General features: G+C 60.7%; 13 protein-coding genes and 1 pseudogene. 11 read left to right on the top strand and 3 right to left on the bottom strand.

The window, feature by feature from the left end; genetic code table 11:
• Positions 1-260 precede the first annotated feature (260 nt).
• The gene (locus MHH62_RS13765) at positions 261-1,337 is read right to left on the bottom strand and encodes an aldo/keto reductase (RefSeq protein WP_020300751.1); all 1,077 of its coding nucleotides are present in this window, start codon (positions 1,335-1,337) and stop codon (positions 261-263) included.
• A gap of 214 nt (positions 1,338-1,551) precedes the next feature.
• On the opposite strand from MHH62_RS13765, the gene MHH62_RS13760 reads away from it, so the two are divergent.
• The 4 genes from MHH62_RS13760 to MHH62_RS13745 all read left to right on the top strand — a co-directional run bounded on the left by MHH62_RS13760 (position 1,552) and on the right by MHH62_RS13745 (position 5,171).
• Positions 1,552-2,184: a glutathione S-transferase gene (locus MHH62_RS13760; protein ID WP_339231010.1), complete on the top strand. Its 633-nt coding sequence runs from the start codon at positions 1,552-1,554 to the stop codon at positions 2,182-2,184.
• Between the two features lie 169 nt (positions 2,185-2,353).
• Positions 2,354-3,274, top strand: a complete 921-nt coding sequence (locus MHH62_RS13755) for a LysR family transcriptional regulator (protein WP_339231007.1) — start codon at positions 2,354-2,356, stop codon at positions 3,272-3,274.
• The gene (locus MHH62_RS13750; protein ID WP_020300749.1) at positions 3,274-4,158 is read left to right on the top strand and encodes a LysR family transcriptional regulator; all 885 of its coding nucleotides are present in this window, start codon (positions 3,274-3,276) and stop codon (positions 4,156-4,158) included. Before MHH62_RS13755 ends, MHH62_RS13750 begins: the two co-directional genes overlap by 1 nt.
• An 80-nt stretch (positions 4,159-4,238) precedes the next feature.
• A complete protein-coding gene (locus MHH62_RS13745; RefSeq protein ID WP_339231003.1) occupies positions 4,239-5,171 on the top strand; it encodes a pyridoxamine 5'-phosphate oxidase family protein in 933 nt (310 codons plus the stop codon).
• 162 nt (positions 5,172-5,333) lie between these two features.
• Here MHH62_RS13745 and MHH62_RS13740 read toward each other — a convergent pair whose 3' ends face one another.
• On the bottom strand, positions 5,334-5,861 hold the full coding sequence (locus MHH62_RS13740) for an Sbal_3080 family lipoprotein (protein WP_230957574.1): 528 nt from the start codon (positions 5,859-5,861) through the stop codon (positions 5,334-5,336).
• A gap of 303 nt (positions 5,862-6,164) precedes the next feature.
• Here MHH62_RS13740 and MHH62_RS13735 point away from each other — a divergent pair, with 303 nt between their 5' ends.
• The 5 genes from MHH62_RS13735 (at position 6,165) to MHH62_RS13715 (ending at position 9,054) form a co-directional block, all read left to right on the top strand.
• Positions 6,165-6,560: a Rid family hydrolase gene (locus tag MHH62_RS13735; RefSeq protein WP_003192423.1), complete on the top strand. Its 396-nt coding sequence runs from the start codon at positions 6,165-6,167 to the stop codon at positions 6,558-6,560.
• A 172-nt stretch (positions 6,561-6,732) separates the two neighbouring features.
• Positions 6,733-7,395, top strand: coding sequence for a hypothetical protein (locus MHH62_RS13730; protein ID WP_339230999.1), 663 nt, complete (start codon positions 6,733-6,735; stop codon positions 7,393-7,395).
• Positions 7,392-7,910, top strand: coding sequence for a hypothetical protein (locus MHH62_RS13725; RefSeq protein ID WP_003192421.1), 519 nt, complete (start codon positions 7,392-7,394; stop codon positions 7,908-7,910). Before MHH62_RS13730 ends, MHH62_RS13725 begins: the two co-directional genes overlap by 4 nt.
• Positions 7,907-8,413: a hypothetical protein gene (locus MHH62_RS13720; protein WP_003192419.1), complete on the top strand. Its 507-nt coding sequence runs from the start codon at positions 7,907-7,909 to the stop codon at positions 8,411-8,413. Before MHH62_RS13725 ends, MHH62_RS13720 begins: the two co-directional genes overlap by 4 nt.
• A gap of 41 nt (positions 8,414-8,454) precedes the next feature.
• Positions 8,455-9,054 carry a hypothetical protein gene (locus MHH62_RS13715; protein ID WP_003192417.1) on the top strand — a complete coding sequence of 200 codons (600 nt, stop codon included), beginning with the start codon at positions 8,455-8,457 and terminating at the stop codon, positions 9,052-9,054.
• A gap of 23 nt (positions 9,055-9,077) precedes the next feature.
• Here the strand turns inward: MHH62_RS13715 and MHH62_RS13710 are convergent, their stop codons facing one another.
• Entirely contained in the window at positions 9,078-10,565 is a 1,488-nt protein-coding gene (locus MHH62_RS13710) for an aldehyde dehydrogenase family protein (RefSeq protein WP_020301342.1), read from the bottom strand.
• A 236-nt stretch (positions 10,566-10,801) separates the two neighbouring features.
• On the opposite strand from MHH62_RS13710, the gene MHH62_RS13705 reads away from it, so the two are divergent.
• Both MHH62_RS13705 and MHH62_RS13700 read left to right on the top strand, forming a co-directional pair.
• The gene (locus MHH62_RS13705; RefSeq protein WP_032901980.1) at positions 10,802-11,971 is read left to right on the top strand and encodes a flavin-dependent monooxygenase; all 1,170 of its coding nucleotides are present in this window, start codon (positions 10,802-10,804) and stop codon (positions 11,969-11,971) included.
• A gap of 56 nt (positions 11,972-12,027) precedes the next feature.
• Positions 12,028-12,501: pseudogene (locus MHH62_RS13700) on the top strand (flavin reductase family protein); the annotation flags it as partial.
• Positions 12,502-12,533: the final 32 nt, after the last annotated feature.

The following is a 12,533-nucleotide window of genomic DNA, read 5'->3' as shown; positions in this document are numbered from 1 at the left end:
CCTTGCACAAACCTTTTCCGCTTCAAGGTTGGGAGTCGTAGAAATGTGGTGGAGCTGGGATGTCTTGGGCGCAGCCCTTTCCGCGGAAGGTGGCGTAGAGAGCGCCAGGCGGGAAATATAGGCAGCATTGCCGTTCGGTGCAACCCTGAAAATGTGGGCTTGCCCCAATGCCACTCAGTCAAGCGCAGCTCCCACATAGGATTTTCGTTGCTTTGGGGATTGCGTTCGCTTAATTCATCGACATTGGGGCAGGTGCTGTTTTATTTGTCCTGGCGCGCATCCAGGGTTTTTTGATGCTCGGCCAGGAAGGGTTGCTCCGCTGGATCAAAACGATCAATCCCGGCGGTGAAGCGGTGCCAGTAGGGGTACAACGGCTGACGGCGAGTGACGGCTTCGATGCGCGCCGACTGCTCGTCGGTGAGTTTCAGTTCGGTGGCCGCCAGGTTATCGCGCAGGTGTGCTTCCGTACGGGCGCCGACAATCAGCGAGGTGATCCCCGGGCGATCCTTGAGCCAGGCCAGGCAGGTGCGGGCGACCGAGACGCCGTGTTCATCGCCGACGGCGGCGAGGGTCTCGATAATGTCCAGCGCACGTTCCTGGTCGTGGACGTAGGGTTCCGGCCAACCGCTGCCCTGGCGGGTATTGGCCGGTGGCTTGTGCCCGCGTCGGGTTGTGCCGGTCAGCAAGCCTTCGCCCATCGGGCCCCACACCAAAGTGCCGACCTGCTGGTCCAGGGCCAACGGCAGCAACTCGTACTCGGCCTCGCGGGATTCCGGGGTGTAGTAGATCTGCTGGGTAATCGGCTTGAGCATGCCGTGCAGTTCAGCCTTGCCCAGGGTTTTCATCATCTGCCAGGCGGTGAAGTTGCTGGTGCCGAAATAGCGGATCTTGCCCGAACCCACCAACAGGCGCAGGGCTTCCAGGGTCTCTTCGATTGGCGTCATGCCGTCCCAGTTGTGCAGTTGGTACAAGTCGATGTGGTCGGTACCCAGGCGCTTGAGGCTGGCTTCGCACGCGCGGATCAAGTGGTAGCGCGATGAGCCGGAGTTGTTGGGGTTGTCGTCCACCGGGCTGCGGCCCTTGGTGGCCAGCAGAATGTCGTGACGCTTGTCGCCCAGCGCCTTGCCCACCACTTCTTCGGCCAGGCCGTGGGAATAGAGGTCAGCGGTGTCGACCATATTCACCCCGGCGTCGAACGCCATATCGAACATGCGCTTGGCCAGGGGCACATCCACCGCACCGCATTTTTCAAATTCTGCGCGACCGCCAAAAGGGACGGTGCCAAGGATGATTTCCGATACCAGCAGGCCGGAATGACCCAGTTGTCGATACTGCATGTTGCCTCCTACTTAACGTTGCACGTGAAGGTGTGAACGATGGGGGCGGCGATAGTTTGAATTTTTTCGTGAAATCCTCGCGCCCGTCTTGGCATGACGTCAATGAAGATTGTTTCGCTGGATGAAATGCTGGATTGTGAATCCTGGTCATTCCGCCAGACAGGGCAGCGGTAGAACATCCCTGGCGTCGATACCCACTCATTTGGAGCCTGTCATGACCCAGCCTGCGATCAAACTCTATGGTTTTCCCCTGTCCGGCCACTCCCACCGGGTCGAGCTGATGTTGTCCCTGCTGGGGCTGGCGAGTGAATTTATCCTGGTGGACCTCAAGCAAGGCGCGCATAAAACGCCTGAGTTCCTCACCACCCTGAACAGCTTTGGCCAGGTGCCGGTGATTGATGACGGCGGCACGGTACTGGCCGACTCCAATGCGATCCTGATTTACCTGGCCAGCACCTATGGCAGCGGCCAATGGCTGCCGAGCGACCTTGTCGGGCAAGCCAAGGTGCAGCGTTGGCTCTCGGCCGCCGCCGGCCCACTCCATGCCGGGCCTGCCACGGCGCGCTTGGCCACGGTGTTTGGCGCCGAGGTGGACACTGTCGGCGCAATCAACCGTGCCCATGCCTTGCTTAGCGTGATGGAGCAGCAACTGAACCAGAGCCGTTTCCTCGCCAGTGAGCAGCCCAGCATTGCCGATATCGCTTTCTACACCTACGTGGCCCATGCGCCGGAAGGCAATGTGTCCCTGGCCGACTACCCTGAGGTACGCGCCTGGCTCGCCAGCATCGAAGCACTGCCGGGTTTTGTCGGCATGCCGCGCACGGCTGTCGGTTTGCAATCGAGTTGAAGCCCAACACCTGTGGCGAGGGAGCTTGCTCCCGCTGGGCTGCGCAGCAGCCCCAACAAGGCTGCCGTATTTATTCAGCCAAACCGCGCTGGCAGCTTTCAGGGCCGCTGCGCGCCCCAGCGGGAGCAAGCTCCCTCGCCACAGGGGCACATAATCAGAAGGCGTAAAGATGGATCGATTTCATGAGATGCAGGTTTTTCTGGCGGTAGCCGAAGAGGAGGGCTTCGCGGCTGCCGCCCGGCGCCTGAACACGTCGCCGCCCAGCGTGAGCCGCGCCATTGCCGCCATGGAACAACGCATCGGCACGCAGTTGCTGGCGCGCACCACCCGCAGCCTGCACTTGACCCAAGCCGGCCAGCGTTACCTGGAAGATTGCCGACGCATCCTTGCCGAGCTGAACGAAGCCGAGGAAGCGGCGGCGGGCAGTTACTCCATCCCGGGCGGCCAGTTGACGGTGACCGCACCGGTACTGTTTGGCGAGTTGTATGTGGCGCCGGTACTGGGGGATTATCTGGACCGTTTTCCCTTGGTGAGTATCAACGCCTTGCTGGTCGATAGGGTGGTCAATATGACCGACGAAGGTGTTGACGTGGCGGTGCGTATCGGCCACCTGCAGCCATCCTTGCAGCAAGCGATCAAGGTCGGCGAAGTACGCCGGGTGGTGTGCGCATCGCCGGCTTATCTTGACCAACACGGGCGGCCCCAGCGCCCCGAGCAGTTGCGTGAGGCCAAGCTCGTCACCTCATCGTCCAGCCAACTGGTCAGTGAGTGGACATTCATCGACGCCGGCCAGCCGCTGAAGGTACCGATCGAGCCACGCCTGGTGGTCACCGCCAACAATGCCGCGATCAACCTGGCCCGCCTGGGCTGGGGCATGACGCGGGTGCTGTCTTACCAAGTCGCGGCAGCGGTGGCGGCGGGTGAGTTGGAGCTGGTGCTGGAGGATTTCGAACCGGCGCCGCTGCCGATCCACGTGGTGTTCCAGCAAAACGGCCGCATACCGGCCAAGGTCAATACGTTTGTGGATTTCCTCAGCCATCGCCTCGGGCAGGACCCGGCCCTGAACGCGGCGACGAAGCAGCGCGCCTGATGGAGCGTTTTCGCGATATGCAGCTGTTTGCCGCGCTGGCCGGGCAACCCAGCCTGGCGTCGGCGGCGCGCCATGCGCAGGTCTCCGGCCCGACGCTGGTACGAGCGGTTGCGCGCCTTGAGGCACGCCTGCGCGTGGTTTTGCTGCAACGCAGCACCCGTGGGGTCAGCCTGACCGATGCAGGCCAGGCTTACCTTGCCGACTGTGTGCGTCTGCTGGCAGCGGTGGACGCGGCCGAGGCTTCGGCCAACGGTTTGCATGTGCAGGCCCAGGGCGACCTGCGGATATTCCTGCCGTTGCTGTTCAGCCGCTATGTCATGGCGCCGTTGTTGGCCGGCTATGCGGATCGCTACCCGGCGGTGCGTGTCATCGCGCACTACCACGATTATTTCCCTAACCTGCACGTAGAAGGGCTGGATGTGGCGGTGCTGGTCGGCGAATTGCCCAGTTCGTCGCTGATTGCGCGGCAGGTCGGGCAGGTGGGCACTGTCCTTTGCGCCAGCCCCGCTTACTTGGCGAACCGGGGCGAACCCCGACATCCGGCCGACCTCAAGCAGCATCATCTGATTGCCAGCGCCGACCCGGTGCACTGGGATTTCCCGCATTACACCCTCAAGGCTCGCGCCCGGCTGCGTTGCGCCACTGTCCAAGGTGCGATCAATGCGGCGGTGCAGGGGGCGGGCGTGATTCGAGCCTTGAGTTACCCCCTGCACGAACACCTGGCGAGCGGCCAGTTGCAGCGTCTGTTGCCTACCTTCGAGTTGCCGCCGCAGCCGGTGTATGTGGTTTACCGCGAAGGTCGTCATGCGTCGATGCGCGTGCGCAGCTTTGTCGACTACTGCGTCACCGCGTTGCGCGAGCATCCGGCGTTTCAGTTGGCGTAATAGTGGATTGCCCAGGGTGGGCATTCTCTCCATCGCGGTGTGGGTGCAGCATCTTCAGTATCTAACCGGAGGTGAGCGCCATGCACTCGATTGAACCATCCCCTTGGCATGTCGGCGAACGACACATGCAGGAAAGTGCCGGCGTTTCTGAACGCATGGCCATGATCGGGCCCAAGGTCATTCGTGATCATTTGCCTGAGCAGCACCGCGATTTTTATCCGCTGCTGCCGTACTTGATCGCGGGTGTGGTGGACGAACAAGGCATCCCCTGGGCAACGATGCTGGAAGGCGCTCCAGGGTTTGCGCATTCACCGGACCCACACACGCTGCAGATCGACAGCCTGCCCGCCAAAAGCGATCCCGCCTGGGCTGGGATAACGGATGGCGCGGCGATCGGCCTGCTGGGCATCGACCTCAACACCCGCCGCCGCAATCGCATGAATGGCCGGATCGGATCGCTTGAGGATGAGGGCTTTACTGTGGACGTAGTGCACACCTTCGGCAATTGCCCCAAGTACATCCAACTGCGGCCCGTCGCTGGCATTGCACGCAAACCCGGCAACCTGGCCGAGCGCAGCTGCCGCCTGGACGACGCCGCACAAGCACTGATCCGCCACGCCGACACTTTCTTCGTCGCCAGCTACGTCGAACTGCACGGCGAACGTTCGGTGGACGTCTCCCACCGAGGCGGCAATACGGGATTTGTGCGCGTGGAAGGTAACGTACTGACCATCCCGGATTTTGCCGGCAACCTGTTCTTCAACACCCTCGGCAACCTGCACGCCAACCCGGTGGCGGGGTTGTTGTTTGTTGATTTTGAGACGGGTGACGTGCTGCAAGTGGCCGGGCGTACTTCGTTGATCCTGAGCGGGCCGCAAGTAGCTGAGTTCGAAGGCGCGCAGCGCTTGTGGACGGTGACGGTGGAACATGTGGTCCGCCGCCCGGCAGCGTTGGCCTTGCGCTGGCAATTCGCGGAATTTTCGCCACACAGCCTGGCGATGGGCACCTGGTAGCCTGGCACGATAATGCCATGTAGGAGCGAGCTTGCTCGCGAAAAACGTCAACGATAACGCGTGCTTCCTGAGTAAGTGCGGCGCCTGTGGGTTTTTCGCGAGCAAGCTCGCTCCTACAGAAGGTGGTATGAAGTGTGGCGCAGGCAGGTGGATGAGCTCGCTCTAGGGAAGAAGGTCAGCCTGACGTCGAGTCATGCCGTAATCAGCATTGGGAAACAGCTGATTGGTCATCTCGATGATTTTGCTTTGCGCGTCGATGAACTTGCCCATTCGGGCGCCACCCGAAGTTGAGTCATACAACGCCTGTCCGACCCTTCGACCGTTCTCGAACACCTGAATATCGGCGAAGCTCATGTACAGCGCCATGTCCCAGCTCCATGTACCGATATAAGTGGTCGACAGCGCGCAACTGGCGGGCGGGGCGCCTGGCGGCAACTCGCGGGGTTGAAAGCCCTTACTGCGTAATTGAGCGGTGTAAGTCGTATTGAAGCCTTCACGCAAGCCTGCGGCGGGAATCATGCAGATTTCGGGCGAGTGAACAGTTGAGGAGGGAACGGGGGTGACGGTTTGCGTGATACTGCAGCCGGTGAGGGCGCCGCATACCAGTAAGCAAGCGAGGGTTGTTACCTGGTGCATAGCGACCTCCATGTCATAAGTAGTGGCTGGATGATAGCAGTGAAGTTCCAGCATGGATCACTATCTACTGAGACACAGCCGATCCAATGTGGGAGCTGTCGAGCTTTAGCGAGGCTGCGATGGCGGCGGCACTGTCAACATACTCATTGCCTGACCCACCGCTATCGCGGCCTCGCTAAAGCTCGACGGCTCCCACAGGGGAATGTCATTGCCTGGCGGGTTTGCGCGTTTTCATCAGGCCGCCGGGCACTCAAGGTTCAGCGCTTCACCCACGAACATGTTGCTGGATGTTGAACCATCATCCTTAGCGATTCCTTTGGGTTAGCCTTGTTTTCCTACTGACAACAAGGATTGGTCATGCAACGAAAGGTTATTAATCCCACGACGGTATTCAACTCCCTGCAGTACGGTTTCAGCCAGGCCATGGAAGTGCCAGAGGGCCGGCGAATCATGCTGTCGGGGCAGGTGGGGGTAGATGCTCAAGAGCACACGGTCGGCCCCGGCATCGCCGAACAGACCGCCGCAGCGTTGGACAATATCGAAAAGGTGCTGGCCGAGGTCGGTGGCGACCTGTCTCATGTGATCATGCTGCGGCTGTATATCGTCGAGTCTGCCCGTGAGCAGCAAGCGTCGATCGCCCATGCGCTACTTGAGCGCTTCCCGCACAACCCGCCACCGTCTTCGTGGATTATCGTCAGCGGGTTGTCGTTGCCGCAGTGGTTGATTGAGATTGAGGCGGAGGCGGTGATATGAGTGGCTTTCACCGAGCGCTGACAAATGCTGCTGATCATCTGTAGTCAAACCGCGATTCCCCCCGTACCATTCGCCCCCCTCGCAGTGACGCGAGGCGCAGCGCCAGGAAGGCTCATCCCATATTTTTCCTGACGCCTGCCGTTTATTTTTATGCCTGCGTTCAGGGTTCGATATGTCTCGCTTCTCTCGGCCTTTGGCCTTGTTCTTGATTACGGCAGCCCTGGCAGGTTGCGGTACTCAGTCTGCGTCGCTGGTTAGCCAGCCGTTGCAACCTGGCCCCCAGGACCCGGTCGCTTATGTAGTCGGATCAATCGGCCCGCAGAGCCTTAGCGCATCTCCTGCGCCTAATCAGCGTTTACTGTTTCGCAAGCGCGGTTCCGAGTTTGGCGCCGCAGCGATCTGGGTGGGCGTCGGTCGGCAAACACCTCAGGATGTGAAGGATGCGGCCGGTGCCGCCAGTGTATTCGTGTTGGCGCTCAAGCCTGGGGATTATGAGTTCTATGATTTTCAGTTTTTCTCCAGCAGTTATTCACCCCCTCTGGGGACGACCTACACCTCGGTGCAGGCGCGAGAGAAATTCAACCTGCCACTGCGCCTGAAGGCCGGCAACGCCTATTACCTCGGTGAATTTCGCTCGTTATGCCTTGGCGCTTCGCTGTGTGCCTTCCGCTGGCGCGACCAGCAAGCACGCGATGAGCCGCTAGCGCGGCACTCTGTTGCGGGCCTGCCGGCTCTGGAGTTGTTGCCGCTGGATTATCGCAGCGCCGACCCTTATATCATCGCGCCGCTGCCATCCGGGGCGGGCCAGAACATCCTTCACGAGACACGCCCATGAACCGTTTTATTACGTTCAGCGCCCTGGCGCTGCTGACCGGGTGTGCAACCACCCATACGCTTCCTGAGCGTGCATTGCCGGATGGCAAGGAATATCTCAAGCCGATCCACGTCATGATCGATGACCCGCTTAATGCAGCACAAATTCGTAACCAATTGCGTGAGACTGGGGTGTTTCGCAGTGTCGAAAGCGGCCGGGGCAACGCGGACGATTACTCGGTGTGGGTGCGCTACAACGTTCAGCGTGATATGCCGCCTTTCCCGGTGGTACTGCTGAGCGCGGCAACTCTGTTTCTGCTGCCCCTGTCCGTGAGCATTGACACCACCACCGAGTTCTCCCTGCAGCACAATGGGAAGCAGCTCAAGCAGTACAGCTACCGCAACGTCACCCACAAATATTCCTGGCTGCTGGATGGCCCTGGCGGGATGGAGCTACAGAGCGGTCACCGTGTTGCACGGGCTTTTGCCGAAGATGTACAGCGCGACGGGCTGCTGCCCGAAGAGCACGCACAATGATCAGGACTACGTTACTGGCCGCCGTGCTGTTGCTCGGTGGTTGCGGTACCGCCCTCAAACCGTTGGATTACAAGGCAGAGCGTGCCTACGTGCCGATGAGTGTCACGATGCCGTCGCCCGTGTCGAGGTTTGAACAGCAGACGCAACGCGAAGTTATCCAGTTGTTGCGTGACACAGGTGCCTTCAGTTTTATGGATGGCGGTTTCAGCAAGACGGGCTACAGCTTGTTGGTCGATCAACGCGGCGGTAAAGGGGCCGGTGCGCTCCCGGCGATACTTGGCGCGTTGACGCTGTTGACCGTGCCAGTGCCCTACACCTACGAGCGCCAGTTGCACGGCTCGCTGTTCAAGGACGGGCAACTGCTCAAAACCTATGCTTACAAGCGTGGTGGTTGGACAGCTACGACCTGGTACATCCCCATGACCGAGCCCCGCAGCGAAAGCGAGATGTTGAGCGAGTTGATGCGGGATCTGGAGCACGATCACTTGATTCCTTATCAGTGACAGTTGGTTATTTTAATTAGTTTTGATAGAGAGGTTCACGGATGAATTACGAATTGTTGTTTGGCTTGGATGTGCAACTGGGCTTTTTGGTGATGGCCTTTGTGTTGGTGATGGCGGTGATTGGCTTCATTCTGGACAAAGACACCACGCCGCAAGTTGTCGTGGCGACCGGCGTTGCGCTGATTTCGATTGCCGCGTGTGCCGTGGTCTCCATCGACGCATTCAATGGGCTGGCGCAGTCACTGCACGAAAAAGGCAAAATCAGCGGTGCTCTGTTTGACCAGGTGAAACACCGCTCCAACCTGTTCCTCTTTGTTTTCCCGTTTGTAACCGCCGCCATCGGCACGAACCTGATTTCCGACGTGTTGACCAAGAAATTGCATTATGAAAAATCCTTGGGCCCTGTGAATTTGTTGCAAGGGTGCTTGGAACTTATGAAAATTCTTTTCGGTTTGGTTATTTTTCCGTTTGTTGCAATTGGCTTGGCGCCCTTCGTGTTGGTCGATACGTGGAAGCGCCATGTCACCCGTTATATGGAAGGAGTTGGCGCAGTGAATCGTCATCTGCAACTCAAGATGCTGAAGGCCGACATCATTTCCAGGAACCTGTTTCGTGGCCCACCCGCCAAACCTGCGCCCTGATTCCGGTCGTCGGCACTCAGCCCTTAATACCGAACCATCACCGACTTAAGCTCGGTGTAGTCCTCAATGAACGCACTGCCAAACTCCCGCCCTAATCCCGAAGACCGGCTGCCACCAAACGGCACTGCCGGGTCGAGCAAGGTGTGCATGTTCACCCACAGGGTGCCGGCCTTGACGGCCGGGATCATGCGCAGGGCCTTGCCCAGGTCATTGGTCCACAGGCTGGCGCTCAACCCGTAGGCCCCGTGGTTCATCATGGTCAGTAGTTCGTCTTCATCGTCGTAGGGCAGGAAGGTGGCGATGGGGCCGAAGGTCTCTTCGTTGAGCAGGGTGTCGTGCAGGTGGTTGGCGAGGATCACGGTGGGTTCGACGTAGCAGCCGGGGCGGTCGATGAGGTGGCCACCGTGGATGATCGTGTTGTTTTCGGCGCGGGCCTGGTTGAAGTAGCCGAGCAGTTTGTGTTGGTGTTGCTGGTGGGTCACGGGGCCGAAGTCGGTGTGGTCATCCAGGGGTGAGCCGATGGTCAGGCGGCTGAGACGTGCCTTGAGTTTTTCCAGCACGGCATCGATCTGTGAGCGGTGCACGAAGAAGCGCTCGGCCGCTGCGCAGATTTGCCCCGAGTGCAGGAAACCCGCTTCGATAATGCCATCCACCGCTTTGTCTACATCCATGTCGCGCAGGAAGCCGGCGGCGTTCTTGCCACCCAGTTCCAGGGTCGCGCGGGTCAGCCCGGCGCCCATGGCACTGCGGCCTACTGCAATACCGGTGGGCACTGAGCCGGTGAAGGACACCTTGTGCGTGCCGGGGTGTTCCACCAGCCCCTTGCCGACTTGGCCGCCGCCGGTCAGCACATTGAGCACCCCCGCCGGCAACCCGGCGTCGATGGCCAGTTCGGCGATGCGCAGCAGGGTCAGCGGTGTGAATTCGCTGGGCTTGATGATGATGCTGCAACCGGTCACCAGTGCCGAGGCGAGCTTCCAGATGGCGATCATGGTCGAGAAATTCCACGGCACAATGCCCACCACCACGCCCACCGGTTCGCGCAAGGTGAAGGCGGTGTAGCGCTCGCCATTGAACGAAGGCAGCGACGGCGTGAGGGTCTGGCCGCTGAGCTTGGTGGCCCAGCCTGCGTAGTAGCGCAGGAAGTGCGCGGCCTGGTCGACCTCAAAGGCGCGGGAAATCTGGATGATTTTTCCCGACTGGCAGGTTTCGATCTGCGCCAGTTCTTCGCGATGGTGTTCCAGCAGGTCGGCCAGTTTCAGCAGCACGTTGCCACGGATGGCGGGAGCGGTCTGGGACCACAGCTGGAAACCACGGTTGGCGCAAGCGACCGCGGCGTCGATATCCGCCAGGTCTGCGTCGGCCACGTCGGCGATCACCTGGCCGGTGGCGGGGTTGGTCACGCTCAGGCGTGCATCGGCGTGGCTGCGCACACTGGCGCCGTCGATAAACAGCCCATGACGGCGACGCAAAAAGGCTTCGACGTGAGGCAGCAGCGGGATATCGCTCATGGCAGGTTCCTGGCAGTTCACAAAAGAAACCCCGAGGTTAACCAACGCGCAGGTACGCGGCTTGACTGTGCCTGCCAGGTTTTATGCCTGTGCCTGCCGTGCCTGTGAAAAGTACAACCTTGCCTGCCGAACGTGCATGTTGTGCCGGCGCAAGCCGTTCGATACTGGCCCTGCATCCCGCGCCGTTCCACGATTCGGAGCGCCTGCCGGACTTCCAATAATAAGCAGGGCCGTCCATGAAAAAGCCAAACCCGCTCCTCGAAGACCTCAAGCCTCTTCTGCCTGCCATTGCCGCGAACGCCAGCCGTGCCGAACAGCTGCGCCAGGTGCCGGATGAGAATATCGCGCTGCTCAAAAGCATCGGCCTGCACCGCGCCTTCCAGCCCAAGGCATTCGGTGGCCTGGAACTGTCGCTGCCCGAATTCGCCGACTGCATCGCCTTGCTCGCCGGCAGTTGCGCCAGCACCGCCTGGGCCATGAGTTTGTTGTGTACCCACAGCCATCAACTGGCGCTGTTCTCGGCGCAGTTGCAGGAGGAGATCTGGGGCGCCAACCCGGATGCCACGGCCAGCAGCAGTATTGCGCCGTTCGGCCGGGTGACCGAGGGCGAGGGTGGCGTGTACTTCAGTGGCGAGATGGGCTGGAGCAGCGGCTGTGACCATGGCGAGTGGGCGATTGTCGGCTGCCGTCGCCAGAATGCCGAAGGTACCCAGGATTACTGCTTTGCCGTGCTGCCGCGCAGTGACTATCAGATTCGCGATGACTGGTTCGCGGCCGGCATGAAAGGCAGTGGCACCAAGACCCTGATCATCGACAACGCCTGGGTGCCTGAGCACCGGATCCAGAAGGCCAAGGACATGATGGAAGGCAAGTCCGCAGGCTTTGGTCTCTACCCAGACAGCCAGATTTTCTACGCGCCGTACCGGCCGTATTTCGCCAGTGGTTTTTCCACCGTCAGCCTCGGCGTGGCCGAGCGCATGCTGGAGGTGTTCCGCGAAAAAACCAAAAACCGTGTGCGCGCCTATACCGGTGCCGCCGTCGGCGCAGCGACCCCGGCGCTGATGCGCCTGGCCGAGTCCACCCACCAGGTGGCCGCCGCTCGGGCGTTTTTGGAGAAAACCTGGCAAGACCACGCCGAACACAGCGCCGCCCACCGCTACCCAGCGCGAGAAACCCTGGCGTTCTGGCGCACCAACCAGGCCTACGCCACCAAGATGTGCATCGAAGCGGTAGACCGGCTGTTCGCCGCCGCCGGTGGCAATGCCTGGTTCGAACACAACGAAATGCAGCGCCTGTTCCGCGATGCCCACATGACCGGCGCGCATGCCTACACCGACTATGACGTGTGCGCGCAGATCCTTGGCCGTGAGCTGATGGGCCTGGAACCCGACCCGAGCATGGTGTAGCTGCGTTTTCCCTACAACAATCAGGGCGGCCCATAGAGGCCACCCGGGAGTCTTGCATGTCTGACGTATTCGACCCACGGGCCTTTCGTCGCGCCTTGGGCAATTTTGCCACTGGCGTGACCGTGGTCACCGCCGCCACCGTCTCCGGGCGCAAGGTGGGCGTGACGGCCAACAGTTTCAACTCGGTATCCCTCGACCCGCCGCTGGTGCTGTGGAGCATCGACAAGCGCTCCAACAGCCATGCCGTGTTCGAGGAGGCCAGCCACTTTGCCGTGAATGTGTTGGCGGCGGACCAGGTGCATCTATCCAACAATTTCGCGCGCCCCCGTGAAGACCGCTTCGCCCTGATCGAATACGAGCCGGGGGAGGGAGGCTCGCCGGTATTCGCCGATTGCTCGGCGCGTTTTCACTGTGAGAAATACCAGCAGGTGGACGGCGGCGACCATTGGATCATGATCGGCAAGGTGGTGGCCTTTGATGATTTTGGCCGTGCGCCGCTGCTCTATCATCAGGGCGCCTATGCCGAGGTCCGGGCGCTGCCTCCGTGCGCGCCCGAGGCGGT

This window comes from Pseudomonas sp. FSL L8-0168, from assembly GCF_037976155.1.
Lineage (GTDB): Bacteria > Pseudomonadota > Gammaproteobacteria > Pseudomonadales > Pseudomonadaceae > Aquipseudomonas > Aquipseudomonas paracarnis.
This window is presented reverse-complemented; position numbering and strand designations above follow the sequence as displayed.